This is a genomic window from Bacillus sp. PPSBB_11, from assembly GCF_038023285.1.
Lineage (GTDB): Bacteria > Bacillota > Bacilli > Bacillales > Bacillaceae > Bacillus > Bacillus altitudinis.
This window is the reverse complement of the sequence record NZ_CP150633.1, coordinates 1,033,842-1,060,761: the sequence shown is the minus strand read 5'-3', so window position 1 is coordinate 1,060,761 and position 26,920 is coordinate 1,033,842. Positions and strand designations below refer to the sequence as shown.

The 26,920-nt window shown below is 40.0% G+C and carries 31 protein-coding genes; 23 read left to right on the top strand and 8 right to left on the bottom strand.

The window, feature by feature from the left end; all coding sequences use genetic code 11:
• Positions 1–16 precede the first annotated feature (16 nt).
• From upp to V7L95_RS05305, 10 genes are all read left to right on the top strand, one after another.
• A complete protein-coding gene (gene upp / locus V7L95_RS05350; RefSeq protein ID WP_003214553.1) occupies positions 17–646 on the top strand; it encodes a uracil phosphoribosyltransferase in 630 nt (209 codons plus the stop codon).
• A gap of 497 nt (positions 647–1,143) precedes the next feature.
• Positions 1,144–1,527 (top strand): ATP synthase subunit I, encoded by a 384-nt coding sequence (locus V7L95_RS05345; RefSeq protein WP_007497639.1) that lies wholly within the window; start codon positions 1,144–1,146, stop codon positions 1,525–1,527.
• Between the two features lie 7 nt (positions 1,528–1,534).
• On the top strand, positions 1,535–2,269 hold the full coding sequence (gene atpB / locus V7L95_RS05340; protein ID WP_007497637.1) for a F0F1 ATP synthase subunit A: 735 nt from the start codon (positions 1,535–1,537) through the stop codon (positions 2,267–2,269).
• 48 nt (positions 2,270–2,317) lie between these two features.
• Positions 2,318–2,530, top strand: a complete 213-nt coding sequence (gene atpE / locus V7L95_RS05335) for a F0F1 ATP synthase subunit C (protein ID WP_003214968.1) — start codon at positions 2,318–2,320, stop codon at positions 2,528–2,530.
• 120 nt (positions 2,531–2,650) lie between these two features.
• A complete protein-coding gene (gene atpF / locus V7L95_RS05330; RefSeq protein ID WP_007497634.1) occupies positions 2,651–3,163 on the top strand; it encodes a F0F1 ATP synthase subunit B in 513 nt (170 codons plus the stop codon).
• The gene (locus tag V7L95_RS05325; RefSeq protein WP_007497632.1) at positions 3,160–3,705 is read left to right on the top strand and encodes a F0F1 ATP synthase subunit delta; all 546 of its coding nucleotides are present in this window, start codon (positions 3,160–3,162) and stop codon (positions 3,703–3,705) included. The genes atpF and V7L95_RS05325 overlap by 4 nt, the downstream gene beginning before the upstream one ends.
• Before the next feature lie 16 nt (positions 3,706–3,721).
• Positions 3,722–5,230 carry a F0F1 ATP synthase subunit alpha gene (gene atpA, locus V7L95_RS05320; RefSeq protein ID WP_008343398.1) on the top strand — a complete coding sequence of 503 codons (1,509 nt, stop codon included), beginning with the start codon at positions 3,722–3,724 and terminating at the stop codon, positions 5,228–5,230.
• Positions 5,231–5,318: 88 nt separating this feature from the next.
• Positions 5,319–6,185, top strand: a complete 867-nt coding sequence (locus V7L95_RS05315) for a F0F1 ATP synthase subunit gamma (protein WP_007497628.1) — start codon at positions 5,319–5,321, stop codon at positions 6,183–6,185.
• Between the two features lie 24 nt (positions 6,186–6,209).
• The gene (gene atpD / locus V7L95_RS05310; RefSeq protein WP_008343395.1) at positions 6,210–7,631 is read left to right on the top strand and encodes a F0F1 ATP synthase subunit beta; all 1,422 of its coding nucleotides are present in this window, start codon (positions 6,210–6,212) and stop codon (positions 7,629–7,631) included.
• Between the two features lie 24 nt (positions 7,632–7,655).
• Complete coding sequence (locus V7L95_RS05305) at positions 7,656–8,051, top strand: F0F1 ATP synthase subunit epsilon (RefSeq protein ID WP_008343393.1); 396 nt, start codon at positions 7,656–7,658, stop codon at positions 8,049–8,051.
• 42 nt (positions 8,052–8,093) lie between these two features.
• On the opposite strand, the gene V7L95_RS05300 is transcribed toward V7L95_RS05305, so the two are convergent.
• Positions 8,094–8,567: a hypothetical protein gene (locus V7L95_RS05300; RefSeq protein WP_019743250.1), complete on the bottom strand. Its 474-nt coding sequence runs from the start codon at positions 8,565–8,567 to the stop codon at positions 8,094–8,096.
• Positions 8,568–8,737: 170 nt separating this feature from the next.
• On the opposite strand from V7L95_RS05300, the gene V7L95_RS05295 reads away from it, so the two are divergent.
• The 6 genes from V7L95_RS05295 (at position 8,738) to V7L95_RS05270 (ending at position 14,229) form a co-directional block, all read left to right on the top strand.
• Positions 8,738–8,968 carry a DUF1146 family protein gene (locus tag V7L95_RS05295; RefSeq protein WP_008343389.1) on the top strand — a complete coding sequence of 77 codons (231 nt, stop codon included), beginning with the start codon at positions 8,738–8,740 and terminating at the stop codon, positions 8,966–8,968.
• Between the two features lie 128 nt (positions 8,969–9,096).
• Positions 9,097–9,831: a YwmB family TATA-box binding protein gene (locus V7L95_RS05290; protein WP_008343385.1), complete on the top strand. Its 735-nt coding sequence runs from the start codon at positions 9,097–9,099 to the stop codon at positions 9,829–9,831.
• 32 nt (positions 9,832–9,863) lie between these two features.
• Positions 9,864–11,171, top strand: coding sequence for a UDP-N-acetylglucosamine 1-carboxyvinyltransferase (murA, locus tag V7L95_RS05285; protein WP_007497616.1), 1,308 nt, complete (start codon positions 9,864–9,866; stop codon positions 11,169–11,171).
• A gap of 256 nt (positions 11,172–11,427) precedes the next feature.
• Positions 11,428–12,450: a stage II sporulation protein D gene (gene spoIID / locus V7L95_RS05280; RefSeq protein ID WP_008343381.1), complete on the top strand. Its 1,023-nt coding sequence runs from the start codon at positions 11,428–11,430 to the stop codon at positions 12,448–12,450.
• Between the two features lie 324 nt (positions 12,451–12,774).
• Positions 12,775–13,473 carry a VWA domain-containing protein gene (locus tag V7L95_RS05275; protein ID WP_080964606.1) on the top strand — a complete coding sequence of 233 codons (699 nt, stop codon included), beginning with the start codon at positions 12,775–12,777 and terminating at the stop codon, positions 13,471–13,473.
• Positions 13,474–13,554: 81 nt separating this feature from the next.
• Entirely contained in the window at positions 13,555–14,229 is a 675-nt protein-coding gene (locus V7L95_RS05270; protein WP_026050166.1) for a VWA domain-containing protein, read from the top strand.
• Positions 14,230–14,280: 51 nt separating this feature from the next.
• Here the strand turns inward: V7L95_RS05270 and V7L95_RS05265 are convergent, their stop codons facing one another.
• Both V7L95_RS05265 and V7L95_RS05260 read right to left on the bottom strand, forming a co-directional pair.
• Entirely contained in the window at positions 14,281–16,629 is a 2,349-nt protein-coding gene (locus V7L95_RS05265) for an FdhF/YdeP family oxidoreductase (protein ID WP_113746901.1), read from the bottom strand.
• A gap of 82 nt (positions 16,630–16,711) precedes the next feature.
• Positions 16,712–17,977: an OFA family MFS transporter gene (locus V7L95_RS05260; protein ID WP_265784650.1), complete on the bottom strand. Its 1,266-nt coding sequence runs from the start codon at positions 17,975–17,977 to the stop codon at positions 16,712–16,714.
• A gap of 134 nt (positions 17,978–18,111) precedes the next feature.
• Here V7L95_RS05260 and fdhD point away from each other — a divergent pair, with 134 nt between their 5' ends.
• Both fdhD and moaA read left to right on the top strand, forming a co-directional pair.
• Positions 18,112–18,900, top strand: coding sequence for a formate dehydrogenase accessory sulfurtransferase FdhD (gene fdhD / locus V7L95_RS05255; RefSeq protein ID WP_340968354.1), 789 nt, complete (start codon positions 18,112–18,114; stop codon positions 18,898–18,900).
• 10 nt (positions 18,901–18,910) lie between these two features.
• Positions 18,911–19,918 carry a GTP 3',8-cyclase MoaA gene (gene moaA, locus V7L95_RS05250; RefSeq protein WP_048001100.1) on the top strand — a complete coding sequence of 336 codons (1,008 nt, stop codon included), beginning with the start codon at positions 18,911–18,913 and terminating at the stop codon, positions 19,916–19,918.
• Positions 19,919–20,172: 254 nt separating this feature from the next.
• Here moaA and rpsN read toward each other — a convergent pair whose 3' ends face one another.
• The 4 genes from rpsN to V7L95_RS05230 form a co-directional block, all read right to left on the bottom strand.
• Positions 20,173–20,442: a 30S ribosomal protein S14 gene (gene rpsN / locus V7L95_RS05245; RefSeq protein ID WP_265784654.1), complete on the bottom strand. Its 270-nt coding sequence runs from the start codon at positions 20,440–20,442 to the stop codon at positions 20,173–20,175.
• A gap of 16 nt (positions 20,443–20,458) precedes the next feature.
• A complete protein-coding gene (locus tag V7L95_RS05240; RefSeq protein ID WP_265784656.1) occupies positions 20,459–21,655 on the bottom strand; it encodes a GTP-binding protein in 1,197 nt (398 codons plus the stop codon).
• An 80-nt stretch (positions 21,656–21,735) separates the two neighbouring features.
• On the bottom strand, positions 21,736–21,885 hold the full coding sequence (gene rpmG / locus V7L95_RS05235; protein ID WP_003214771.1) for a 50S ribosomal protein L33: 150 nt from the start codon (positions 21,883–21,885) through the stop codon (positions 21,736–21,738).
• A gap of 140 nt (positions 21,886–22,025) precedes the next feature.
• Entirely contained in the window at positions 22,026–22,448 is a 423-nt protein-coding gene (locus tag V7L95_RS05230) for a DUF5362 family protein (RefSeq protein WP_007497598.1), read from the bottom strand.
• A gap of 288 nt (positions 22,449–22,736) precedes the next feature.
• Between V7L95_RS05230 and V7L95_RS05225 the strand changes: the two genes are divergently transcribed.
• Together V7L95_RS05225 and V7L95_RS05220 are read left to right on the top strand one after the other, a co-directional pair.
• Positions 22,737–22,931 carry a hypothetical protein gene (locus tag V7L95_RS05225; protein WP_072367358.1) on the top strand — a complete coding sequence of 65 codons (195 nt, stop codon included), beginning with the start codon at positions 22,737–22,739 and terminating at the stop codon, positions 22,929–22,931.
• A 33-nt stretch (positions 22,932–22,964) separates the two neighbouring features.
• A complete protein-coding gene (locus V7L95_RS05220) occupies positions 22,965–23,363 on the top strand; it encodes a hypothetical protein (protein ID WP_007497596.1) in 399 nt (132 codons plus the stop codon).
• 48 nt (positions 23,364–23,411) lie between these two features.
• On the opposite strand, the gene V7L95_RS05215 is transcribed toward V7L95_RS05220, so the two are convergent.
• Positions 23,412–23,921: a hypothetical protein gene (locus V7L95_RS05215; RefSeq protein ID WP_017360027.1), complete on the bottom strand. Its 510-nt coding sequence runs from the start codon at positions 23,919–23,921 to the stop codon at positions 23,412–23,414.
• A 98-nt stretch (positions 23,922–24,019) separates the two neighbouring features.
• Between V7L95_RS05215 and V7L95_RS05210 the strand changes: the two genes are divergently transcribed.
• Genes V7L95_RS05210 through V7L95_RS05200 form a run of 3 tightly spaced genes read left to right on the top strand, consistent with a single transcriptional unit; the run spans position 24,020 to position 26,917 of the window.
• Complete coding sequence (locus tag V7L95_RS05210) at positions 24,020–25,819, top strand: ABC transporter ATP-binding protein (RefSeq protein ID WP_206115815.1); 1,800 nt, start codon at positions 24,020–24,022, stop codon at positions 25,817–25,819.
• A gap of 1 nt (position 25,820) precedes the next feature.
• Positions 25,821–26,390 carry a MauE/DoxX family redox-associated membrane protein gene (locus tag V7L95_RS05205; protein WP_206115813.1) on the top strand — a complete coding sequence of 190 codons (570 nt, stop codon included), beginning with the start codon at positions 25,821–25,823 and terminating at the stop codon, positions 26,388–26,390.
• A complete protein-coding gene (locus V7L95_RS05200; RefSeq protein ID WP_340968344.1) occupies positions 26,387–26,917 on the top strand; it encodes a thioredoxin family protein in 531 nt (176 codons plus the stop codon). Before V7L95_RS05205 ends, V7L95_RS05200 begins: the two co-directional genes overlap by 4 nt.
• Positions 26,918–26,920: the final 3 nt, after the last annotated feature.

Below are 26,920 nucleotides of genomic sequence, written 5' to 3'. Positions count from 1 at the left end.
GGAGTTGTAGCAAGCAATGGCAAAGGTTTATGTATTTGATCACCCGCTTATTCAGCACAAACTTACATATATTCGTGACGTTCATACAGGAACAAAAGAATTTAGAGAGCTAGTGGATGAAGTCGCAACATTAATGGCATTTGAAATCACAAGAGACTTACCGCTAGAAGAGGTAGATGTAGAAACACCTGTACAAGTCGCTAAATCAAACGTGATCTCAGGTAAAAAACTCGGAGTTGTGCCGATTTTAAGAGCAGGTCTTGGAATGGTAGACGGGATTTTGAAACTCATTCCAGCTGCCAAAGTGGGACATGTCGGTTTATACCGTGATCCGAAGACATTAAAGCCTGTTGAATATTATGTGAAGCTTCCATCTGATGTGGAAGAGCGTGAATTTATCGTAGTAGACCCAATGCTTGCAACGGGCGGATCAGCAGTAGAAGCATTAAACAGCTTGAAAAAACGCGGTGCGAAAAACATCCGCTTCATGTGTCTGATTGCTGCGCCAGAAGGTGTAGAAGAAATGCAAAAACATCATCCAGATGTTGATATCTACATTGCGGCATTAGATGAGAAGTTAAACGAAAAAGGTTACATCATCCCAGGTCTTGGTGATGCTGGTGACCGTATGTATGGAACAAAATAAGAATGATTCATGAAAAGCCCACATGCAAACGTGCATGTGGGCTTTTTTGAAAAATATGACAAACGGTTGATATCGTTCTTAGAAAAATCAATGTATACTGAACATTAGCAGTTTTTTTGAATGAATGTCACAGCTCTCCTAAAGTTTGATGAAATTGTGAACATTTTGTGTGCTCTCTCATTATAGAAAAGTTTTTTAACTTTCAACGGATTGACACATCATAGACGCTATTGTATGCTAAACGAGGGTATTATGGTAAGGTTTTCATAGCCTATAGCACTCTACTAATCCTCATTGTGAACCCTTTAATAATCAGGGTTTGTATCAGCGAATGAAGCAGAATCCCATAGATCTAAAGATTTCAAGTCTGATTGCACAATTAGACCGATGGGTGATTGATTTTTTCAAATAGGACGTCTTATCATAAGCGTCTTCTACGCAGTTTTCATCACCATTTATCACCTTTTTTACAATATTTTTCATCGGGAGTCAGATGAATGAACGATCCAAACGTCATTTTCCGCAGACAGAGTAAATATATGTTCTATTTATTGGCAATTTTTGTGTTTGGCTATGCCATGCCTGGTTTTAAACCACTGTTTCTTGGTTTCATTATCGGCACAATTTTTGCTTTCTTTAATTTATTCCTGCTTATTCGGAGAATGCATGCTTTTGATCGAGCAGTTAAAAAAGGAAAATCTATTCGTTCAATGGGAAGTACAGCCAGGTGGGCCAACGCAATTCTCGCAGTAGCGATTGCTTGGCGTTACCCTAACGAAGTTCATCTGGCAGGTGTTGTTATAGGATTAATGACAATATATCCTGTCATTATGATAGATTCCTTCATTCAACTTAAACGTTCTACTATGGAAGAGAGGTGAATACTCTTTGGGTCACAGTTCAAAAACTACAGAATTTTTAGGGTTAACGTTCAACTTATCCAATGTTCTCATGATTACGATTGCTAGTATCATCGTTCTTCTCATAGCGGTGCTGACTACTCGTGTTCTGGCTATTCGTCCGACAAAGGCGCAGAACTTCATGGAATGGATTGTTGATTTTGTTCGAAATATCATAGGTAGTTCGATGGACATGAAAACAGGAGCCCCATTTCTAGCGCTTGGCGTTACATTACTCATGTACATATTTGTTTCAAACATGCTTGGACTGCCATTCTCGATTACGGTCGATCACAACTTATGGTGGAAATCACCAACTGCTGATCCTGCAATCACAATGACACTAGCGGTTATGGTCATGGGATTGACACACTACTATGGTGTTAAAGCAAAAGGAGTCAAGGAATATACAAAAGACTACTTTAGACCAATCCCACTCTTAGTACCGCTGAAAATTATTGAAGAATTTGCAAACACATTAACACTTGGTTTGCGTCTTTATGGAAATATTTTCGCTGGAGAGATTCTTCTTGGTTTACTTGCAGGACTTGCGACTAATTTCTATTCGCAAAACCTTGCACTAGGTATCATTGGTACATTAGGTGCCATCGTGCCGATGATTGTATGGCAGGCATTCAGTTTGTTTGTCGGAACCATCCAGGCATTTATCTTCACCATGCTGACAATGGTGTATATCTCCCATAAAGTCAGCGACGAACACTAAAAAATTGAGAGTCCAAAATGGACGTTATTTTAAAGGAGGAGCTTTTTAATGAATTTAATAGCAGCAGCAATTGCAATCGGTTTAGGAGCACTAGGAGCAGGTATTGGTAACGGTCTAATCGTATCTAAAACAGTTGAAGGAATCGCTCGTCAGCCAGAGGCTGGTAGAGAACTAAGAACACTTATGTTCATCGGGGTAGCTTTAGTTGAGGCACTTCCAATTATCGCTGTCGTTATCGCATTCTTGGCATTCTTTGGTTAATATGTGAGAAGCGTTCTAATATGAATTTTAATGGCGAAGATCAGATTAGTTCGAAACTTCGCCATTCCTTTATGTTTTGTTTCTTAACATATTATTTAAAGAAGGGAGTTGCCGTACTAAATGTCTCAGTTACCAGTAGTTTTAGGAGCAGGTCTAAACACCGGAGATATCATATTCCAGCTGATCGCTATGCTCATCCTGCTTGCACTTTTAAAGAAATTTGCGCTTAAGCCTTTATTAGGGATTATGAAACAGCGTGAAGATTATATAGGAAATGAAATTTCAAGTGCTGAAGAAAAGCACGTTCAAGCTGAAAAGCTTCTTGAAGAACAACGTGTCTTATTAAAAGAAGCACGCGAAGAATCACATACACTCATCGAAAATGCGAAAAAGATTGGTGAGAAACAAAAAGAAGATATCATTCAAGCAGCGCGTCAAGAATCAGAGCGCTTGAAAGAGTCTGCTAGAACTGAAATCGTGAAAGAAAAAGAACAAGCTGTGGCTGCACTGCGTGAGCAAGTTGCATCACTATCTGTATTAATTGCTTCTAAAGTGATTGAAAAAGAACTTGATGAGCAAGCACAAGAGAAATTGATTCAAGAGTATCTTAAAGAGGCAGGCGAAAGCCGATGAGCGTGACTATTGTCTCTAAGCGTTACGCTTCTGCTCTTTTTGACATCGTTCTTGCTTCTTCGGCAGTAGACGAAACTGAAAAAGAGCTGAATGAGATCAAAAAAGTTCTGAAGGCTGACCAAGAATTAAATGACTTTCTTGTTCATCCGAAGATTACGGCAGACAAAAAGAAACATCTGATTGCAGAAGCTTTCAAAGGTGTTTCGACATATGTTTTGCACACAATGTATTTACTGATTGACCGCGGGCGCACGAATATTTTTCCTGAAATGGCGTCTGAGTTTGTGAAACTTGCAAACCGTACGAAACAAATAGACGATGCGATCGTGTATTCAGTTAAACCGCTCAGCGGAGCTGAAATTCAATCTTTATCTGAAGTATTTGCCAAAAAAGCCGGAGTCACATCACTGCGTGTTGAAAACGTGATTGACAAGGATCTAATAGGCGGAGTGAAAATCCGTATCGGAAACCGCATTTATGACGGCAGTGTCAGCGGAAAGCTTTCCCGCATTGAACGTCAGCTTGCAGGCGAAAATCGTTAGAAGGGGTGAAACCTTAGTGAGTATCAAAGCTGAAGAGATTAGCGCGCTGATAAAGCAGCAAATCCAAAACTATCAATCTGAAATTGAAGTAAAAGATGTCGGTACAGTCATTCAAGTAGGGGACGGTATCGCGCGTGTACATGGCCTTGACAACATTATGGCAGGAGAGCTTGTTGAGTTCTCTAACGGTGTAATGGGTATGGCTCAAAACCTTGAGGAGTCTAACGTAGGTATCGTAATCTTAGGACCTTACAAAGATATCCGTGAAGGTGACGACGTAAAACGTACAGGTCGTATCATGGAGGTTCCAGTAGGAGAAGAGTTAATCGGACGTATTGTGAACCCACTTGGTCAGCCTGTTGATGGACTAGGTCCAATTTTAACAAGCAAAACACGTCCAATTGAAAGTGAAGCACCAGGCGTTATGGATCGTAAATCGGTACATGAGCCGCTTCAAACGGGAATTAAAGCAATTGATGCCTTGATTCCAATCGGACGCGGACAGCGTGAATTGATCATTGGGGACCGTCAAACAGGTAAAACATCTGTTGCAATCGATACGATCCTGAACCAAAAAGATCAAGACATGATCTGTATCTATGTAGCGATCGGACAAAAAGAATCAACTGTTCGTGGTGTTGTTGAAACACTTCGTAAGCATGGTGCGCTTGACTACACAATCGTTGTCACAGCTTCTGCATCACAGCCAGCTCCACTTCTTTACCTTGCTCCATATGCAGGTGTAACGATGGGTGAGGAATTCATGTATAACGGCAAGCATGTGCTTGTAGTGTATGATGACCTTTCTAAACAAGCGGCAGCTTACCGTGAGCTTTCATTATTGCTTCGTCGTCCTCCAGGTCGTGAAGCATTCCCTGGTGATGTTTTCTATCTTCACTCTCGTTTATTAGAGCGTGCAGCGAAGCTTAGTGATGAAAAGGGTGGCGGTTCTATCACAGCATTGCCTTTCGTAGAAACGCAAGCTGGTGATATCTCTGCATATATCCCAACAAACGTTATCTCAATCACAGATGGCCAGATCTTCTTACAATCTGACCTCTTCTTCTCAGGCGTACGTCCAGCGGTAAACGCAGGATTGTCTGTATCTCGTGTAGGTGGTTCTGCACAAATCAAAGCGATGAAAAAGGTAGCAGGTACACTTCGTCTGGATCTTGCTTCTTATCGTGAGCTTGAAGCATTCGCTCAGTTTGGATCTGATCTAGACCAAGCGACTCAAGCCAAATTAAACCGTGGTGCTAGAACAGTTGAAGTCTTAAAACAAGACTTGAACAAACCGCTGAAAGTTGAAAAACAAGTAGCGATTCTTTATGCACTGACAAGAGGATACTTAGATGATGTAGCGATTGCTGATGTCAAACGCTTTGAAGCTGAGTTATTCATGTACATTGAAGAAAACCATAAAGACTTGTTTGACACAATCTCTCAAACAGGAAACATGCCTGCTGATGAAGAGTGGAAAGCAGCGATCGAAGGCTTTAAACGTACGTTTGCACCAAGCAACTAATTAGTAATCTTTCCGAGAGAAAAAGATTCTCTTTTTCTCTCTTTTCACGTAAATGAACACGGATTCCTGAAAAAAGGTGGTGAAATCTTTGGCCTCATTACGCGATATTAAGTCAAGGATCACGTCAACAAAAAAATCGAGTCAGATCACAAAAGCGATGCAAATGGTATCAGCTGCGAAACTGAATCGTGCTGAAAATAATGCGAAGTCCTTTGTTCCTTACATGGAGAAAATCCAAGAAGTCGTTGCGGCAATCGCAACTGGAACAAGTGCTAAGCACCCAATGCTTCTTTCAAGACCTGTTAAGAAAACAGGGTATCTCGTCATTACATCTGATCGAGGACTTGCAGGACCTTTTAACAGCTCGATTTTACGTGCCGCTTACCAAGCCATTCAATCTCGTCATCAGTCTGCTGATGAATATGCGGTGATTGTGATTGGTAAAATCGGACGCGACTTCTTCAAAAAGCGTGGTATTCCAGTTATTTCTGAAGTAACAGGGCTTGGAGACGAAGTAGCGTTTGCTGATATTAAAGAATTAGCAAGCAGTACAGTGCAAATGTTCTCTGATGAAGCGTTTGATGAGCTTTACATGTTCTATAACCATTTCGTCAGTGCCATTTCACAAGAAGTAACAGAGAAAAAATTATTGCCGCTAACGGACCTTTCGGCCGCAGCGACACCAAATAAACGTTCCGCATCTTATGAGTTTGAGCCTTCTGAAGAAGAAATTCTTGAAGTTCTCCTTCCTCAATATGCAGAGAGTTTGATTTTCGGTGCGCTTCTTGACAGCAAAGCAAGTGAACATGCTGCAAGGATGACAGCAATGAAGAGTGCAACAGACAACGCAAAAGAATTGATCGACAGCCTGACACTCTCTTACAACCGTGCTCGTCAAGCAGCGATTACACAAGAGATTACAGAAATTGTCGGCGGAGCAGCTGCCTTAGAATAGAAATAATTGTCAGGAGGGAATGCAATGAAAACAGGACGCATCAGTCAGATCATGGGACCAGTCGTAGACGTTCGTTTTGAAGACGGTCACTTGCCTGAGATTTATAATGCGATCAAAGTTTCGCATAAAGCGGAAAGCGAAAGTGAAGTTGATATCGACTTAACTTTAGAAGTAGCACTACATTTAGGTGATGATACAGTGAGAACCATCGCAATGGCATCAACAGATGGTGTGAAGCGCGGTATGGAAGCTGTAGACCTTGGAAAACCAATTTCAGTACCAGTTGGTAACGTAACACTTGGACGTGTATTCAACGTACTGGGAGATAACATTGACTTAGATGAGCCACTTGGTGTGGAAGCGCAAAGAGACCCAATCCACAGACAAGCGCCTTCTTTTGATCAACTTTCTACAGAAGTTGAAATTCTTGAAACAGGTATCAAAGTTGTAGACCTTCTTGCTCCTTACATCAAAGGTGGAAAGATCGGTCTATTCGGTGGAGCCGGTGTTGGTAAAACCGTTCTGATTCAAGAATTGATCAACAACATCGCACAAGAACACGGCGGTATTTCTGTATTCGCTGGTGTTGGAGAGCGTACACGTGAAGGAAATGACCTTTACTACGAAATGAAAGATTCTGGCGTTATCGAAAAAACAGCGATGGTCTTCGGCCAAATGAACGAGCCACCAGGTGCACGTATGCGTGTAGCTCTAACTGGTTTGACAATGGCAGAGCATTTCCGTGATGAACAAGGTCAAGACGTATTGTTCTTCATCGATAACATCTATCGTTTTACACAAGCAGGTTCTGAAGTATCAGCCCTTCTTGGACGTATGCCTTCAGCGGTAGGTTATCAGCCAACTCTTGCAACAGAAATGGGTCAGCTTCAAGAGCGTATCACGTCTACAAACGTAGGATCGGTTACATCGATTCAAGCGATCTATGTACCTGCGGATGACTATACAGATCCAGCTCCAGCTACAACGTTCGCTCACCTTGATGCAACGACAAACCTTGAGCGTAAGTTGACAGAGATGGGGATTTACCCAGCGGTAGATCCACTTGCTTCAACATCTCGTGCCCTTGCACCTGAGATTGTTGGCGAAGAGCATTATGCGATCGCGCGTGAAGTTCAGCAAACATTGCAACGTTATAAAGAATTGCAAGATATCATTGCCATTTTAGGTATGGATGAATTATCTGAGGACGATAAGCTTGTGGTACACAGAGCTCGTCGTGTTCAATTCTTCCTATCTCAAAACTTCCACGTAGCAGAACAGTTTACTGGTCAAAAAGGTTCTTATGTGCCATTGCAAGAAACTGTTAAAGGCTTCAAGGAAATCTTATCTGGTAAATACGATCACCTTCCAGAAGATGCATTCCGCTTAGTCGGTCGCATTGAAGAAGTGGTTGAAAAAGCCAAAGAGATGGGTGTAGAGGCCTAATCTGGTCCTTAGGAGGGTAAAAGCATGAAGACCGTTCAAGTCAATATCGTTACTCCCGACGGCCCAGTGTATGAAGCGGATGTGGAAATGGTCAGTGTAAGAGCAGAAAGCGGTGAGCTTGGAATTTTAGCTGGCCACGTTCCAATGGTTGCTCCGCTAAAAATCGGTGCAGTTCGCTTAAAACATAGTGGATCAACTGAATTGGTTGCAGTAAGCGGTGGATTTGTTGAAGTTCGCCCCGAAAAAGTAACCATTCTTGCTCAGGCTGCTGAAACATCAGACAAAGTTGATGTCGATCGTGCAAAGTCAGCGAAACAGCGTGCTGAAGAGCATTTGAACCACCCGAATGAAAGTGATGTACGCAGGGCGGAACTCGCATTAAAACGGGCATTAAACCGTTTAAATGTAGCAGGGAAATAAAACAGAAAATCCTTCTTATCATTGCGATAAGAAGGATTTTTTTTAGGATGACATGAGAGACTGATACATCGACACATACGGATGAGATGCTTGCTTTTCAAGATATAAATGCTCGCAAAAATGCGTACTATGCCACGTTTTATTGTTTCGGCGCAAGCCAAGGGTATATTGATGCGAAGAGTCCATATAAGGCCGCACGACCCAATCAGCATCTGAATGATGCTTGATGACAACCTCTCCCATGTACACACTCAACATCGCTTCCAATGCATCAATAGGCATTTTCCACTCAGCAAAAAGCTGCTGACGGAAGGCATCGAAGTATAATGACTCTAACTGATAAAGGCTTTCCTCTGAGTAATCCAAAGAAATGTTATGAAAATGACACAATTGTGCTAATTCTTCTAGCTGTGTCTGTCTATAATCAAAGTAGAAAGCAATGGCTTCCCATTCATGTTCAAATGAGGGAACCAGTTCTCCGTACAAATCAACAAAGTCAGGAAAAGAATCTTTCAAATATGATCAGCTCCTTCCACCGCAGTATATCATCTCCTTCGCATCAGAATAAGAGGGGATTCACTCTAAATGTAGCTCTTTTTTCCAAATGATTCATCTTTCCGATTTTGGAGGATATAATGAAAGGGAGTTTTCCTTTACAGAAATCAATAAAAGGAGGATTCAAGTGTATGGAAGACGTAGGACAACAAGCAATTGTCAGTATTGTGATCCACCTATTTTTTATCGCCATTACGTGGTGGGCATTGCTTGCGGTGAATATCGATCCACTGATTAAAAAAGGAAAAATTATTCAAGCTAGATTGCTCATGATGCTGCTCACGATTGCTATTGCATCGGCAGTCAGCAATTTCTTCCTTGATTATTTAAATTTCTCCAGACAAATCCCTTATATGTTTTAACATAAAAGGTTTGGTCACTGCCTTCTGCGGGAACGTAAAAAGAAGTGTCAAAAATATGGCCTTTGATGACTTTTCCACGTATGCATTGATCTCCTTGCGGCAACACTTGTAGCAAGGGGGAATGACAAGTGAGAAAGTATTTAAAAGGTTGGCCATTATTTGCATTTATTCTTTTTTTTGTTCTGATGATTCAAGGTGTTCGGGCGGAAGAAACATCCACGCTCGCCCAAATAGCAGAAGGTATGAAAAACCAGCAAATCGAAGTAAGTGGATGGACGCTTCATGCCAAAACAAATATAGACATTTCATCCGAACAATTTTCAAAAAAAGTGAAACGTTTGAAAGACGAACTACGACAGTATGAGTGGACCGAAAAAAAAGAGAAACATGTCACCAAAGTCACAGGAATTTACAAAGATGAAAAAAATGATACATTATCGAAAATTTTACTCGTGAAGACCGACACAAAATCAAACCAAAAGTCGTATTTATTATATGAGCAAAAAGGTGCTCGCCCACTGAATACCTGGGAGCATACATATGATCAGTTCGTACGTCATGCAAAAAGCATATTACAAGAAAAATTTGTGATTTTTACTTGTCTCGATGGTCATGTAAATGGTATGATGGATGTTGTTTTGCAAAAAAAAGCTGAAATGATAGCAAATGAATTTCAAGCAAAACCAGTTGAGTATCTCGTTGAGTCTAATTTTGTGTCGCTTTCCGCTTACACAGAGAAGTGGGAACAGTTCATTATGACTTCAAATGATAAAATGAATGTTCAAATTGCCATCAGAAGTTCGGAAATGAACGAAAATCATACGATTACGGTTGGCACACCAATCGTAACGACTGAATATTAATATAGAGAATTTGGGACGCGGAGGGGAAGACCTTGGAAAAAATCATCGTCCGCGGCGGTCAAAAGTTAAACGGCACAGTTAAAGTAGAAGGCGCAAAAAATGCCGTTTTACCAGTTATCGCTGCATCTTTGTTAGCAAGTACAGAAAAAAGCGTAATTTGTGATGTACCTACGCTCTCCGATGTATATACAATCAATGAAGTGTTACGTCATTTAGGAGCAGAAGTACATTTTGAAAATAACGAAGTATCAGTAGATGCATCTCATGCACTAGAAACTGAGGCTCCGTTTGAGTATGTCCGTAAAATGAGAGCATCTGTGCTCGTCATGGGACCACTTTTAGCTAGAACAGGTCATGCAAGAGTTGCATTACCTGGTGGTTGTGCGATTGGTTCAAGACCAATTGATCAGCATTTAAAAGGCTTTGAAGCAATGGGAGCTAAAATTCAAGTAGGTAATGGTTTCATCGAGGCTGAAGTAAATGGCCGTTTAAAAGGTGCAAAAATCTATTTGGATTTCCCAAGTGTAGGGGCAACTGAAAACATCATCATGGCAGCAGCATTGGCTGAAGGAACGACGATTTTAGAAAACGTAGCAAAAGAACCTGAAATTGTTGATTTGGCAAACTATATCAATGCCATGGGCGGTAAGGTTCGCGGTGCTGGAACTGGTACAATCAAAATCGAAGGTGTAGAAACACTTCACGGTGCAAAACACAACATCATCCCTGACCGAATTGAAGCTGGTACGTTTATGGTGGCAGCAGCCATTACTGAAGGAAATGTTCTTGTAAAAGGCGCTGTGCCTGAGCACATGACTTCACTTGTGGCGAAAATGGAAGAAATGGGTATTCAGATCATTGAAGAAGAAGAAGGTTTAAGAGTCATTGGACCATCTGAGCTCAAGCCAATCGATCTAAAAACAATGCCGCATCCTGGTTTCCCAACGGATATGCAATCTCAGATGATGGCGCTATTGCTTCGTGCGAACGGAACAAGCATGATCACAGAAACTGTGTTTGAAAATCGTTTTATGCATGCTGAAGAATTCCGCCGCATGAATGGCGATATTAAAATTGAGGGTCGCTCTGTGATAATCAATGGACCTGTTCAACTTCAAGGTGCTGAAGTGGCAGCGACTGATTTAAGAGCAGGAGCAGCACTTGTACTTGCTGGATTAGTGGCAGAAGGTCATACACGTGTCACTGAATTGAAGCATATTGACCGTGGATATGTGAACTTCCACCAAAAACTAGCAGCAATCGGTGCAGACATTGAAAGAGTAAATGATGAATCAGCAGATGTGACACAAGAACAAGTTGTATCAGATCTAAACGCATAATCATAAAAGAAATCAGTGTGTCCATTTGGGCATGCTGATTTTTTTTAGAATCATAGACTGGTTGCATTTTCAAAAGCTTATCATTAGTGTATCCAATCGTTTTAAATTTTATTCATAAAGACGAACAGTAAATCAAATGAAGAAGAGCACAAACATATCAGCAAAAGACTTGTCCAATGAATGAAAGAAGCTGTCATATTAGCTTGTCCTTGCCCATAGGATAAAAGAGATTCAATGACAAATGGGGGCAGCCAATATGAAACCAATGATATGGACAATCGCAGGAATTTGCATCATCATTTTAATGATTCCAACCTTACTCGTGTTGCCAACGTTCCAAGGAAAACCAGCAGCCAGCCAACACGTAGCAGCAGAACCATCAGTTAAAAAAGAAGTGAAAGGTTCAGTCAAATTGAAACAATCACCCGTCTCCATTCCCGTCTACCGTTCAGCGCATCAGCAGGTAGAAAACATCCCCTTAGAAGAGTATGTGATCGGTGTCGTCGCTTCTGAAATGCCAGCCGATTTTGAAATTGAGGCGCTCAAGGCACAGGCACTCGCCGCTAGAACGTATATCGTCAGACAAATGATCATTGATAAAACCGTCAAATCTCCACAAGGTTCTCTTGTAGATGACACTCAAATGTTCCAAGTGTACAAAAATAAACAGGAACTGAAGAAAATTTGGGGAAAAGCGTACAATTGGAAATTAAAAAAGGTCACAGAAGCGGTCGCCAGTACACAAGGGAAAGTACTGACGTATGACGAAAAACCAATTGATGCTTCCTTCTTTTCAACAAGTAATGGGAAAACCGAAAATGCAGAAGCTTATTGGAAAAATGAAATCCCTTATTTGAAAAGCGTCTCAAGCAAATGGGACGAAAAATCACCCAAATTCCAAAACAAGAAAACCATCACAGTGAGCGAATTTCAGCAAAAACTGGGTGTGACCCTTGGCCAGCAGCAGGTGGGAGAAATTGTAGAACGAACACCAGGCAATCAAGTAGCCAAAGCCGTCATTAACGGAAAAACATTGTCGGGCAGAGACATTCGCGAATCACTAGGATTGCACTCTGCAGACTTTACATGGGAACGAAAGGGTCAGCAAATCGTGATTACGACAAAAGGGTATGGCCATGGTGTGGGCATGAGTCAGTATGGTGCACATTATATGGCACAGTCAGGCAAAAAAGTAGAGGCGATCGTGAAACATTATTATCAAGGGATAAAAATTGAATCAGCTGATCGCTTTCTGAACACATATATGGCTAAGAAATAAAAGCAAAGGTGCCTCAAAATGGGGGCATCTTTTTTTATGTGTGAAGAGGTTTGAACAGAATGTGACAAATTGCGACTTAAGACGCACCTCAGGAAATCTTAAACATTTACATCCCGACAAGAACCGATGGCCGATACAAAGCCCCTCGAAAGAATGAGAAAACGTGGGTGACAAAAGAGTCGTTAGGTGAATATATCTAGACATCTGACAGAATTTTAGTGATTTTGATGAAAGAGAAAAAGGGATCGAGTCCTATACCATTCCAAGACAGAATATTTTACGATTAAGATGTTTCAATCAAATACATAAGGAGGAAGGAAAAGCATGTTGAAAAAAGTATTTACACTCGTAACCTTAGCTGTATTGACATTATCAATGTCAATCTCTTCACCAGTATTTGCAGAAGCAGCATCAGCCAAAAAACATAAGAAAGATGTAAGAGTGACGATCTTACTTGATGCAAGTGGAAGTATGGCAAGAAAAGTGGATGGAGAGCGTAAATTCGATTTAGCAAAACAAGAGGTATTTAAATTTGCTCAGTCTCTTCCGAAAGATGCTAAAATCCGTATGAGCTTGTTTGGATCTGAAGGAAACAACAAAAACTCAGGTAAAACTCAATCATGTGAAGTCATTAGAGGCGTTTATGGCGTTCAGCCTTACGAAAAGGATAGTTTCGAAAACTCTCTAAACGGTCTTGGACCAAATGGCTGGACACCGATTGCACGTGCTCTTGAAAGTGCAAAGCAAGCGGATAAGCAGCTTCATAAGGGAACAAAACACATTGTGTACTTAATTACTGATGGTGAAGAAACTTGTGGTGGAGATCCAGTGAAAGTAGCGAAAGAGCTTCATAACTCAAAAGGATCTACTGTAGTCAATGTGATTGGATTAGACTTTAACGATGGCTATGAAGGTCAATTGAAGCAAGTAGCTAAAGCTGGTAAAGGTCATTACTACCAAGCAAGCACTGGGAAAGAAATGGGTTCTATCCTTACAGCAGAATCATTAAAACTACACGAATAACTTGCTGAAGAAAAGGGAAACGATTGATTGATGCTTTCGTTTCTCTTTTTCTGTACAAATGAAAAAAAGGGAGATTTTTTAATGAAAAGAAATATTATATTAACCATTTTAGCGAGTCTTGTTCTGCTTCTTTCTTCACCAGCTCATGCTGTAACGAAAAAGGAGCCTGCTCATGTGGTGATTTTACTTGATTTAAGCGGAAGCATGGCACAATCGGTTGAAGGCGAAAAGAAAATCGATATCGCAAAACGCTCGATCCAAAGTTTCGCAAGTATTTTATCAGAAGATACACAAGTCTTGCTTCGTGTTTTTGGTCATGAAGGAACGAATAAAAATGCAGGAAAAGCCGTTTCTTGTGCAAGTTCCGAAGCAGTTTATGGATTTGGAACATATGAGCAAGCAGCCTTTCAACAAGCGCTGAATGTGTATGGTCCAACAGGCTGGACACCACTTGCCAAAGCATTAACTGATACGAAACAAGATTTTGAAGATCACCAAGCTGAAGGAAAAAATATTGTATATGTTGTCAGCGATGGTGAGGAAACATGTGGCGGAAGCCCATCACAAGCAGCGAAGCAATTACATGAAGAAGGTATTGACACAATCGTCAATATCATTGGCTTCGATGTAAATGAAAAAGAAGCAAAAAGTCTAAAATCTGTTGCCAAAGCTGGTGGTGGACAATATCAACCAGCAGCAAATGCAGAAGAATTGAATCATATTCTTCAAAAAGAAGCGAACTCTTTTGGTCAATAAGATGTGAATAGACAGCTGGGGAGAAACCCCCAGCTGTTTTTTCATAAAGGATCAATTTAAAGTCGTTTCTAATTCATCAATCCGTTTCTCCACGTAGTGCTGATCTTTTCTTGCATGAAAGGTTTCGGCTTTTTCTAATATCGCGGTGGTATTGTATTCTGGAATCTGGGAATAGCTTTCGTAAACTCCTTTTGGTATTAACACGTTTCCTTCAGGCCAATAAACTGCAATATTTCCACGTTTCAGCTCTCCGAATTGAGCAACTCCTTGGTAGGATCCATATTGATTGAAAAGGACAACAGGATCGCCTTCTTGGACGTAAAGCTCTTTCGCATCTTCTTCATTCATCAAGATAGAATGCCGCTTTCCGCCATTAAAGGCATCCTTTTCACTGTAAATCATAGAGTTGAATTGCTTGCCTCGTCTTGTCGTGATATTGAAATGCCCCTCAGTTTTTCGATATTGGGGAAGCTGTGCTGGGAGCAGGTGTCCTTTTCCATCCGGTGTTGGACACACCCCATCTTCGCAAAGCCATGCGCCACCCCATTGAAAGACATCCCCTTTATGACGCAAATGCTGGATCCCATCATAGTTCCGATTTGCGATGGCAATCTCACGACGAATGTCTTCAGCATGGTCAAAATGAATCAGCTTCGCATCTTCTGGGCGAACCCTTTTTGCTAGGTCAATATAAATGTCCCATTCAGCTCTAGCTTCTTCAATGCGAGGTCCTTCAATTTCCGGACTGAAATACACCATGCGTTCCGTACTGGTTGATGTACCGCCGCCTGGCTGTTCATATCTTGTCATGGCAGGCAGAACAATCACAGTCTCTTCTGCTTCTACCAGTGTAGAGGTGTTCAAAATAATATCTTGATGGACACGGAGTTCAAGCTCGGATAGTGCTTTTTCAATCGCTTCAGGATTTGGCATTGTTTCTAAAAAGTTTCCACCGCTAGTAAACAGCATCTTCAGCTTTTGCGGGTGTTCTTTTGGAAGAGCCATTTTTTCAAATGATTGCCCAATCGTGTCACCATGCCATTTTGGAATATCAAATCCCCATATCTTCTCGATTCTTTTAATATTCTCTTCATCAAAATCACTGCCGGGCAATACGAATGGATCGGCACCCATTTCGCCTGAACCTTGGACACCGCTATGGCCACGAATAGGCATAACGCCACAATGTTTTCTGCCAATAAACCCGCGTAACATGGCAAGGTTTGCGACTTGTGATATATTATCAGTGGCAAAGCGATGCTGAGTGAGACCCATACTCCAAATAAACACCCCTGAATTGGCATTGGCAAGCAGTACAGCGAATTCCTTCATTCTTTCTTTAGATAATCCTGACGATGCTTCGAGATCCGACCATTTTAACTGAGTGACATGCTGCTTTACATCTTTTATGCCGGTTGTATGCGCTTGGATAAATTCATGGTCAAGAGCGGAATGGGGCGCTTGCTCCTCCATATCAAACCAATGTTTGATGACACCATTCATAAACGCAATATCGCCGCCTATATTGACTTGATAAAAATCATCCGCTATTTTTGTGCCGAATAAAGCACTTTCTGGAATAGAAGGGACCCAATATTTTTCCATTGCAGGCTCTTTATATGGATTGATGACAATGATCTTGGTTCCTTTCTTTTTAGCGGCGTACATATATTTAGTGGAAACCGGCTGGTTGTTTGCTGCAACAGAGCCCCAAAATATCAATACATCTGTTCCAATCCAATCACTGTAATTACAGCTGGATGCACCTATACCCAGGGAGCGTTTAAGAGCGGTTTTGCTTGGTGAATGGCAAATACGAGAAGCATTATCGATATGATTTGTTCCAATAAATCGCGCAGCTTTCGCCGCAGTATAGTACACTTCATTCGTAATCCCTCTAGCCGTTAAATAGAAAGCAAGCTGACGTTTATCAATCGATTTGATTTTAGCGGCGATTTGATCTAATGCACCATCCCAAGAAATGCGTGTAAAGGCATTCTCACCTTTTTTTCGAATCAGGGGATAAGGAATACGCCCAAGTTTTCGAAGAGACGTGCTATCCATTTGTTTGAGCCGCTCAATATCTTCGAACCATTTTGGATCAATAGCTGGCATTGTGTTAAGCCGTAGCACATTCAGTCTTGTTGTGCATATATGGGGTCCTGCTAGTGTTTGATCGTATAAACCTGATACACCAAGAGCGCAGCCGTCACAAACGCCCTGAGTCAATATACGGTACGCATAGGGGAGGTTATCTTTGTTCTCCCATGCCACTTTCATTGTGTCTCGAATGTGTTTCGGTTTTACTTTTCCAAGCCCCATAGGAGCAAAAGAGGCCCATAGCTTTGGTGAGGGTTTTTTGTTGAGTTTAATAGGCCCCTTGTGTTTTGTTTTTCCCATGATATCGTCACCCTCCTATCACTTTGTAAAGCGTTTTCATATCTAAAAATTACCTGTAGATTGTCATTCTGTCAAATTCATCTTAAGAGCGGACCGTGACAGAAGAAGGAGCAGTAAGATTTGATTCACGAAGTTGTTTAATATCCTTCCGAATGAGAAGAGATATGATAAACGCAATGAAAAATAGGCCAGAGAAGACCATGAGACTTTGTGTGTAATTGCCTGTAATGTCACGAATAAAGGAGGAAAATAAAGGTCCTGCTAAACCAGCAGCGGCCCAAGCGGTGAGAATATAACCGTGTATGGCACCTAGCTGCTTCGTACCAAATAAATCTCCGATATAGGCTGGAATTGAAGCGAACCCTCCTCCATAGCACGTATAAATGATCGCCATCACGACTGAAAAGATGAGCGGATCTTTTAAGTAGGGAAGTAAGGGAAAAGCAATAAGCTGTATAGTAAAGAAAATCGTGTACGTATTTGGCCTTCCAATATAATCAGAGAAAGACGCCCATCCGATCCGTCCTAGCCCATTAAAGGCACCTAAAATTCCAACAAGAGTAGCTGCTGCACCGGCCGTGAAACCAACACTTTCTTGAGCAAGCGGTGATGCTACAGAAATAATGGCAATTCCGCATGTGATATTAATAAAGAGCATGACCCACAAATAATAAAAGCGCCGTGTTTTAATGGCTTCATTTGCTGTGAGCTGTGATAAATCTTGAGGAATTTTCCTTTGGTTTGTTTTTAGCACGTTAAATTGTTTGACATCATCAGGTGTTGGTGGTGATAAATAAAGAGATGAAACGACCATGATGATAAAATAAGAGATTCCGAGAATATAGAAGGTATTTGCAATATCAACTTTTTCAATGAGAAATTGAATAATGGGACTGCAAATCAGAGAAGCAAACCCAAAGCCCATAATGGCTAAACCCGTTGCGAGTCCTCTTCGATCTGGAAACCATTTGACTAATGTGGAAACTGGAGCAATATAGCCTACACCTAATCCGATTCCAGCGAGTACACCATAAAATAAATAGAGGAGAGGTAATGAAGACATATGGACAGCAAACCCTGATCCAGTCATCCCAATGCCGAAGAAAATAGCTGAGAAGAGCCCTGATGCCCTCGGCCCATACTTTTCAACGAAATGCCCCATAAAGGCAGCCGATAAACCTAAAAATAAAATAGCGATGCTAAATGTCAGGCTTATTTCTGTTAATGACCATTGAAAGGTTTGATGTAAAGGATTCGTAAAAACACTCCATGCATAAACAGATCCGATAGATAAATGAATCCCCACAGCACTTGTAGCGATCAGCCAACGATTTTTTGTTTTATTCATTGTGTTCCCTCCATATAAAGCAAACAAAAAGTTTGATAAGATAGAAATATGTTACATTTTTATGACTTTTTAAAATAATATCACAATTCGTCTGGTTCATATAACTAAATTTGTGTTGAAAGGAAGATCAGATCATGAATCCTTCTGTTAAAACGAAACGACGCATACACCAATATCGCAAAGGTCAAATGACATGTAAAACAGATGAAGTTGTAGAAGAATTCCCTTTAACCGTGCTGGTGAATGGTGAAGAGTTTGTCACACTCGTTTGTTCACCGGATCATTTGAAAGAATTGGTGATCGGTTTTTTAGCTTCAGAAGGAGTCATTCGATTTGAAAAAGAGATTAAAAGGTTTACAATAGATGAAAGTATGGGTTTTGCATATGTTGACTTACATCACTCAACTCAGTTCCAATCCGCAGATTTTACAAAACGAGTGATCGGATCTTGCTGTGGGAAAGGAAGGCATTTTTATTTTCTCCAAGATGTGAAGACAGTAAAAACAGCCATTGACCGAATCAGTATTTCTGCTGAAACTTGTATTCATTTAATGAAATGTTTACAGGAGGAAAGTCAGTTATTTCAACATACTGGTGGTGTCCATAATGCTGGACTGTGTGATACAGAAAAGCTATTCATCACTAGGACGGATATCGGACGGCATAATGCGTTGGATAAAATCTATGGATATTGTTTACTTCATAAAATCCCACTGAGAGATAAAATCCTTGTATTTAGCGGCCGGATATCATCTGAAGTTCTGTTGAAGGCAGCAAAATTAGGAGTATCAATCGTCATATCAAAATCAGCTCCTACTGAGTTAGCACTTAAAATGGCAGAAGAATTAAATATAACAACAGTTGGATTCGTAAGAGGAGAATCTTTTAATATCTATACTCATTATCAGCGTATTACAGAATAGGAGGCTAAGTATGGTCAGTATTTTGGATAAAAGACATCGACCATTGCGCGATTTAAGAATATCCGTAACAGATCGCTGTAATTTTAGATGTACGTACTGTATGCCTGCTGAAATCTTTGGACCAGATTATCCTTTTTTAGATAAAGAAGAGCTGCTTAGCTTTGAGGAAATTGAACGACTTGCTGCGCTTTTTGCAAAGGAATTAGGTGTGGTGAAATTACGTATTACGGGTGGTGAACCTTTAATGCGTAAAGATTTGCCCGTTTTGATAGAAAAACTCGCAAAAATTCCAGGTATTGAAGACATCGCGATGACAACCAATGGAACGCTGTTACCTTTGTACGCAGATAAGCTAAAGAAAGCAGGTCTGAATAGAGTCACCATTAGTTTAGATTCTTTAAATCCAGATCGTTTTAAGCAGATGAATGGAAGACACATTTCTATCCAAAAAGTATTTGATGGGATAGAGGCTGCAAAAAAAGCTGGACTTGCTATTAAGATCAATATGGTTGTCCAAAAAGGTGTGAATGATCAAGATATCTTACCAATGGCAGCCTATTTTAAAAAAGAAGGACACATTCTACGATTTATTGAATTCATGGATGTTGGCAATACGAACAAATGGAATCTCAAGCATGTATTGACGAAAAAAGAGATTATGGAGCTAATTCATTCAAAATACCCTATCAAACCAGAACCCCCTCGATATCAAGGTGAAGTAGCCAAGCGTTATTTTTATGAGGATGGGTCAGGAGAGATTGGCATTATTTCTTCCGTTTCAGATGCTTTTTGTGGATCGTGTAATAGAGCTAGACTATCTGCACGTGGCGAATTATTCACCTGTCTTTTTGCATCATCGGGCTTTGATCTGAGACGATTCACCCGTAATTCAGAAAATGATGAATATCTAGTGAACATATTGAAGGAACTTTGGTCAAACAGACAGGATCAATATTCAGCTGAGAGAGAGCAAAAGAAAGATCAGAAAAAAGTTGAGATGTCCTACATCGGCGGGTAATGACAACAAAGTATCATGATCATCGATTTTTGAAAAGAAGAGAAAATGCTATAATCACTGTTGAAAATCTTCTTTTAACATCAGGACAATCTTTCCTATAAGCTCATCCCCATAAAAAAACAGCAGAGATTCTGCTGTTTTTTTAAAATGCTATTTTGTACCTCAAAATTGACGGAGTAAGGATGAAAAAAAGATTTTTATTCATTTTGTCCTGCTTTACATTTACAGGAACTATGCTAAGATCAAATCAATCTTTACCAACTCGATTTTTTCACTCCTGGAATCTGTCCTTTATAGGCAAGCTCACGAAAAGCAATTCGAGACATTTTAAATTTTCTCAAGTAACCTCTAGGACGGCCAGTTAATTCACAGCGGTTTTTTAAGCGAGTGGGTGAAGAGTCTCTAGGTAGTTTCTGCAAAGCTTCATAGTCACCTTTTTCTTTTAGCTCTTTCCATAATTGTGCATATTTCAAAACGAGCTGCTGCCGCTTTTTTTCTTTTGCTATTTTTGATTTCTTTGCCATTTAAAACCCTCCTGGTTTAAGTGTGTATGTTCCATTGAAAGGGGTCTTCAAACGTTGTCCAATCTTGATCAAATTCTTCAGGTGTGAGTAAGCATTGATCTAGTGTACGAATAATATCTGCTTTAGGTAAATCTACACCGATAAAGACAAGTTTTGTATGTCGATCACCAAACTCTGCATCCCACTCATCTAAAATTTCTGGTTCCTGATTTAAGATCCGTGATCGTTCTTGCTCAGGCAAGGCAGCAATCCAGTATGCGATTGGTTCAATTGCAACAGATTTTCCGGCTTGTGAAATTAAAATGGTTAAATCATGATGTGTCGCTAGCCATGTAAATCCTTTCGCTCGAACAATCTGCTCTGGCATTTGATCTAACCATGCATTCAGTCTGCCAGTATGAAAAGGAAGCCTTCTTTCATAAACAAAAGATGAGATTTGGTATTCTTCTGTTTCAGGCGTATGCTGAGAGTGTCCAGCATTAATTTCTTTGATCCAGCCCGCAGAAGCACTAGATTTTTCAAAATCGAATAAACCAGTATTCAAAATATCACTAGGATGTACGTTACCTTTAGAGGTTCTAATAATGGCTGCTTCTGGTTGAAGTTTGGTTAACACGTGCTCAAGCCGATCTAGTTCTGATGCTGATACAAGATCACATTTATTGATAATGAGCACATCACAAAATTCAATTTGATCAATAAGTAAATCGGAAATCTCTCGTTCATCATCATCTGAAACTGCTTCTTTACGATCCAATAAACTTTCTCCTGACTGGAAATCTGTCCAGAAACGGTTTGCATCTACCACCGTTACCATCGTGTCTAATCTGCAAAAACGTGTCAAATCTATGCCCATTTCTTCATCAATGTAAGAGAAAGTTTGAGCGACAGGAATTGGTTCACTAATACCTGTAGATTCAATGACAATATAATCGATATTCCCAGCCTTACAAAGGCGTTCTACTTCAATTAATAAATCTTCTCTCAATGTGCAACAAATACAACCATTAGATAGTTCAACCAGTTTCTCATCTGATCGAGAGAGTTCTCCGCCTTGCTTAACTAATTCTGCATCAATATTTATTTCGCTCATGTCATTGACAATAACAGCTACTTTTAGCCCTTTACGATTCTGTAGAACATGATTTAATATCGTGGTTTTTCCAGCTCCTAAAAAGCCGCTTAGAACTGTGACAGGTATTCTCTTATCCATTCGGTTTAGTCCTTTTGAACATAATCATTTTGTATGCCGCCTCTCTTAAATAGTAATTGTTACGATTTGAATCCCAAAAATTATTTTGTTTCCCGATGAAGGGTGTATTTCTTTAATCGTGGAGAATATTTTTTTAACTCCAATCTGTCTGGGTTCGTTCGTTTATTTTTTGTAGTGATATAGTTTCTGTCACCTGTTTCTGTACAGGCTAAGGTGATTTTCACGCGCATAAGTGCTATAACCCTCCTTTATTCCGTAATGATTACGATTTGTATTTTAAAATGATAAAGGCTGATTGTCAAGTTTAGTATCAAGGCTATGCCAACTCAAATAAAAAAGGGGTATCGCATTTTATTGATACCCCTTTCTATTAATAAAAGTCACCAAGTTCTTCTTCGTAATAATCTTCGTACTGTTGGACATCGGTAGGAAGCTCTTGGAGAAAGGCTAGCCCGCCTAGTATAAACATCAAAACGATAGCGATGAATGAGAGAATAACTGCGGCAATACTTGAAATGGCAAAAAGTGTCTGCATTTTCATCATCTTAGCATATTGTTCCAATAATTCTTCGTAAGAAGTATCAGGCGCTTGAATCAATTGTTCAGCTGCTTTCACGGATTTTTGGACATGAATTCCCATCATAATCAGAAAAACGCCAATGGCAGCAGGAAGAACAAGCCAAAATCCACTGAGGATGGATAGACCACCTGAAATATAAAGAAAGATGCTCCCAACCTTTCCCCACTTTGTTATTGAATGAAGAGATTGAATGATTTTCTCAGTTTGTTGCAATTGTGTTCACTCCTTTATGTATTCACTCTATATCATACTTGAGCAAGTAGTACTTTAGGAAGAGTGAATTGACCTTATTTCTATCTTTTATTTACTTTTTATGGATAAATAAATTATTTTCGAATAAGAAAAAAGTAACAATTACTACAATTATAATCGAAAAATTTTGTCATAAATAAGAAAAGTAGTTTGAAGTAATTAGAAAATTTATCAAAATATGTTGTTAGTTGTCTATCAATTGGTTATTATTGTATTGTATTACCATAAAAATTGGAAGGTGGAATTCATATGTTAGATCGAATTTTAAACAAAATGACCAATGTTCAACCTGCAGCTGCTAGATGTATTTTGCAAAGATTGGTCACTTCTTGCCAATCAGCACCAACTTGTTTCCTTCAAGGCGTTGGAACTTTCCGTTACTATGTGGATCGTGACACAGGTGAGATTTGTACTAGCCAAGAACGCGTTAAATGTGGCTGCTAAATTTAAGTATCTTATTTATTAGGGTGTGAACGCATGAGCATAACTCCAATTTCATTAGTAACAAATGCTATGCAGACGTCAAATAAGCGTCAAGCTGGCCATACATCAAATTCTTTTTTGACCCAAGCAGCGCAAATTGTTCAAGGCGACCATTCTCCAGAAGAGAGAAAGGCGTTATTTCAACAACTGACTTTAGTTCAGCAAGGAAAAGATTTAGAGCTTCATGTTTCTAAATTAAAGGAACTAGAGAAAGAGGTTCAAAAAGAGGGGTCTTCTTCCGTTACTGTGAATCAGCACGGTGATCAAGTTGACATTTCAAATGAAGCTCGCAGTGAGTTTGAACAAGCTGAGGAACAAACATCCGCTTCAAGCGAAGCTAATGAAATCGCTGCAGAGGAAAAAGGGAAGGATGTTCAGCCAAATTCACAGTAATAAAAAATGAGGCATGTGTTTGATGCTCTTCACATGCCTCATTTATCTTTAGTTTGCAGCTAGTCTTGAATAAAGACCGTCTGGAAAAGGTGCTGCATATGAGATGGTATCATTGTCTTCTACCATGATGTAGAACGGAAACTCCTGAATTTGGAATGCGTTTATCAATTGTTCGTCTACCGGAATAATTCGCAAGTTTGTTTCGTTATCACGATATAATTCTTGGTCCTTTTTTTGCCCGTTTTTCAACAAAATACTCAATGAAACGTTTAGTTTACGCTGCTTTTTTGTTTCTAGGAATTGTTCGAGTGATGGAATGCAGTGCGGACATGCTGTGTCAGTGAAGATCAGTAATTGTTGTGTACGATTTGTTTGCAGCAGATCATTCATGTGAATGGGTGATGGCTGTTCGAGAAGTGGATGCGCAAGTTTCTGCCCCACGTGTTCTATAGGTAAGATGATAAGCTGCATCTGTTGTTTTAAATAGATGATAATTCCAGCCGTTAATAGAAGACTGCAAATCATAAGAGCGAGCTGTATAAGAAAAATTGAATTCATCGTATATCGTCCTCTCAAAGTGAAGTTACGCAAAGCTATCATATTACAAATATCAAAAATATGTCAATTATACTAAATGGTGTAAGGTGGAGCATCTCATGAGTACAGTGAACCATTGTTTATATGCAATCTCCTATACTTGGAAAAAAAGTCGTTCTTATCTTCTTTTAACTTTGTTCATTCAAGTGATCGTTGGTTTTATGCCTTTGGCTAGTGTCTGGATTATTCAAACTTTGATTAATGAAATTATTTTATTTATGACGTCTTCAGGTGACATCCAAAAGGTTTTGTGGTTATTTGGACTGCAAATGGTCATTGTGATTTTAGGATATGGGCTTCAATTTATTCTTCAGCTTAGTCAACAGAAAGCAACAAATCTGATTGGTCTCCATTTGAAAGGTGAATTGCTTCAAAAAGCGATAAGACTGCCGTTTATTACGTTTGAGCACCCGTCCTTTTACAATGAAAGTCAACGTGTGATGAACAGTCATCAGCATGTTCTCAGTATGGTGAGAAGTATTTTTACAATGATGAGCGCGTTGATTACTGTTGTATCACTTCTTATTTATATGATCGGTATTCATTGGGGCTTAGCGGTCATATTGTTCTTGTTTACCTTGCCTGTATTATGGATTGAACTTTTCTTTGGAGGCGCACGTTATCGATTAAATCGTTTGTTAACGGCTAATGATCGAAGAGAAATGTATGTATCTGATCTCGTCGCACAGCGAGATTCTTTAAAGGAAGTTCGTTTATATGGAATAGGGAATTATCTTCTTCAAAAGTGGAGAGGTCACTACATTAAAAGTGCAGATGAAAAATATAATTTGCTGAAACGCCAAGTGCGCTGGGAGATGGCAGGCGGGTTGCTCATGACATTGGCCTATGTGTGCTGTGGTTTATTGATTGTCTTTCTTATTTTTCAAAAAAAATTAGCAGCGGGTACGTTTGTTGCAGTGCTACAAGCTGTACAAAACATTCAAAGTGGGTTTCAAGATTTAACAAGGGAATGTTCTAGTTTATATGAAACAAGCCTATATGTTGATGAAATGAGAGCTTTTCAAAAGAGAGAAGAGGAAATGCATGAACAGACGGAAGAGGCAGCGTCGCTTGAGGGAATTGAGCATATCCAGTCCATTACATTAGACAATCTCTCTTTTACTTATCCGAATATGAAAAAACCAGCGATTGAGCATATTCATTTTCATATGAATAGAGGTGAACGAATTGCATTAGTAGGAGATAATGGGTCCGGTAAAACCACTTTAATCAAATGTTTAACCGGCTTATATGATCCAGATCAACAGAATATGCACAAAGTCAATGGAGAGGATATTTCCACCATCCATAAAAAGACCTATCATGCGAGAATGGCTGTTCTTTTTCAAGATTTTATGAAGTACGAATTCACTGTGAGAGAAAACATAGGGTTTGGCCGTATTGATGATATAGAAGAGGAAGAGCGGTTGATTTCAGCCGCCCGCCAAGCAGGTATAGAGAAAAGAATTAATCAAATGGAAGACACATATGATGCGCAGCTAGGTCGCTTTTTTGAAGAGGGACATGAATTGTCTGGCGGACAATGGCAAAAGCTTGCGATGGCTAGAACCTTCTTTAGAGAAAGTGATTTTATTATTTTAGATGAACCGACCTCTGCTCTCGATCCATTGTCGGAGATCTCACTCATTCGAAAGTTGTTCGATCATACGCAGGATCAAGGGGTTTTGTTTATTACACATCGTATGGGAGCGGCCCGCTTAGCAGACCGTATCATCGTCATGAAAGATGGTGCTTTCATTGAAGAGGGCAACCATGATGAACTGATGGCGTTGCACGGAGAGTACAAAAGGCTTTACGAGGCACAATCTCAACTATTTCAACAAAAGGAGATGGTGTAAGGTGAGTGTCTTTTATTTCATAGGCGTCTATTTACTAGGAATCATTTTTGCGGGTGCATGGCTCGATAAAGCAAGGAAACAGAAGGCACATGTCCAGCAGATCAATGCTTATCGGCTGCTGCCGCCTTCTTTCGCGGCACCTATGTTTTATTTATTTTTGTTGATTGAATTGGTTTGTACGGTTTATTTGTTTATATGGAACATGTCTGTCCTGCCTGCAATTGGCTTTACAGCCCTGTTATGTATTTATACTGGAGCGGTTACGTTCAATTTAATGAGGGGGCATCGTGATGTTTCGTGCGGTTGTGGAGGATTACTGGAAAACGATCGCCTGCATTGGGGGATTGTGATTCGTAATCTGCTGATGCTTACTCTTGTGGCTGGGTTATTTTATGTACATCCTAGTGTTGAAATGATTTCATTGCGGTTGAAAATGATTTGTTTTCTCATTGCAGCGGCTGTCTGTTTGATCATAGCGGTCAGCCAAGAAATTGTGCTATTGAAGCGAAAGTGGATCGACTCATTCCAGATTGCAGATGGATCAATTATAGAAGGAGATAAAATGAAATGACAGATATTTTATTAATCATTGTGTTATTAATTGTCATTACCCAGCTGGCTGTCGTGTTTTTGCTTGCCCGTTTTATCGGGAGATTTATGAATAAAATAAAATCTCTTGATGGAATTGAATTGAAGGAAGCGGATATTGGTGACCCGGCTCCGTTATTTCGCAGTTATTCGCATGTAGGTGAAAAGGTGATCTTGAAGGAGTATTTGCAAAATGGGCGAGCTGTGATGCTGTTATTTGTGAATTCTACTTGTATGACTTGTAAAAGTATTTTGTCTGATGTGCAGCCTCAAACTTCACATGATGATGCTCATGTGATTGTTATTAATGGAGATGAACAAGCCGATGATGCCTCGCTTCTTCAATTGCTGCCGGAGCAAGCTGTTTATATGCGCTCATCACAAATTATGGAGTTGTATGGAGTAACAGTTGTTCCGCAAGCGCTTCTGATTGATGAACATGGTATCATTCTGAAAAGAAAATCGCTTCAAAATGCGAAGCAATTTGAGCAGTTGGTGCATGCTTCATAAAAA

Bases quoted from the DNA above. Each gene is read 5' to 3' on its own strand.
- upp (WP_003214553.1), top strand. From the start codon at position 17: ATGGCAAAGGTTTATGTATTTGATCACCCGCTTATTCAGCACAAACTT.
- V7L95_RS05345 (WP_007497639.1), top strand. From the start codon at position 1,144: ATGAACGATCCAAACGTCATTTTCCGCAGACAGAGTAAATATATGTTC.
- atpE (WP_003214968.1), top strand. From the start codon at position 2,318: ATGAATTTAATAGCAGCAGCAATTGCAATCGGTTTAGGAGCACTAGGA.
- atpF (WP_007497634.1), top strand. From the start codon at position 2,651: ATGTCTCAGTTACCAGTAGTTTTAGGAGCAGGTCTAAACACCGGAGAT.
- V7L95_RS05325 (WP_007497632.1), top strand. From the start codon at position 3,160: ATGAGCGTGACTATTGTCTCTAAGCGTTACGCTTCTGCTCTTTTTGAC.
- atpD (WP_008343395.1), top strand. From the start codon at position 6,210: ATGAAAACAGGACGCATCAGTCAGATCATGGGACCAGTCGTAGACGTT.
- V7L95_RS05305 (WP_008343393.1), top strand. From the start codon at position 7,656: ATGAAGACCGTTCAAGTCAATATCGTTACTCCCGACGGCCCAGTGTAT.
- V7L95_RS05295 (WP_008343389.1), top strand. From the start codon at position 8,738: ATGGAAGACGTAGGACAACAAGCAATTGTCAGTATTGTGATCCACCTA.
- spoIID (WP_008343381.1), top strand. From the start codon at position 11,428: ATGAAACCAATGATATGGACAATCGCAGGAATTTGCATCATCATTTTA.
- V7L95_RS05275 (WP_080964606.1), top strand. From the start codon at position 12,775: ATGTTGAAAAAAGTATTTACACTCGTAACCTTAGCTGTATTGACATTA.
- V7L95_RS05270 (WP_026050166.1), top strand. From the start codon at position 13,555: ATGAAAAGAAATATTATATTAACCATTTTAGCGAGTCTTGTTCTGCTT.
- V7L95_RS05265 (WP_113746901.1), bottom strand. From the start codon at position 16,629: ATGGGAAAAACAAAACACAAGGGGCCTATTAAACTCAACAAAAAACCC.
- V7L95_RS05260 (WP_265784650.1), bottom strand. From the start codon at position 17,977: ATGAATAAAACAAAAAATCGTTGGCTGATCGCTACAAGTGCTGTGGGG.
- fdhD (WP_340968354.1), top strand. From the start codon at position 18,112: ATGAATCCTTCTGTTAAAACGAAACGACGCATACACCAATATCGCAAA.
- moaA (WP_048001100.1), top strand. From the start codon at position 18,911: ATGGTCAGTATTTTGGATAAAAGACATCGACCATTGCGCGATTTAAGA.
- rpsN (WP_265784654.1), bottom strand. From the start codon at position 20,442: ATGGCAAAGAAATCAAAAATAGCAAAAGAAAAAAAGCGGCAGCAGCTC.
- V7L95_RS05240 (WP_265784656.1), bottom strand. From the start codon at position 21,655: ATGGATAAGAGAATACCTGTCACAGTTCTAAGCGGCTTTTTAGGAGCT.
- rpmG (WP_003214771.1), bottom strand. From the start codon at position 21,885: ATGCGCGTGAAAATCACCTTAGCCTGTACAGAAACAGGTGACAGAAAC.
- V7L95_RS05225 (WP_072367358.1), top strand. From the start codon at position 22,737: ATGTTAGATCGAATTTTAAACAAAATGACCAATGTTCAACCTGCAGCT.
- V7L95_RS05220 (WP_007497596.1), top strand. From the start codon at position 22,965: ATGAGCATAACTCCAATTTCATTAGTAACAAATGCTATGCAGACGTCA.
- V7L95_RS05215 (WP_017360027.1), bottom strand. From the start codon at position 23,921: ATGAATTCAATTTTTCTTATACAGCTCGCTCTTATGATTTGCAGTCTT.
- V7L95_RS05210 (WP_206115815.1), top strand. From the start codon at position 24,020: ATGAGTACAGTGAACCATTGTTTATATGCAATCTCCTATACTTGGAAA.
- V7L95_RS05200 (WP_340968344.1), top strand. From the start codon at position 26,387: ATGACAGATATTTTATTAATCATTGTGTTATTAATTGTCATTACCCAG.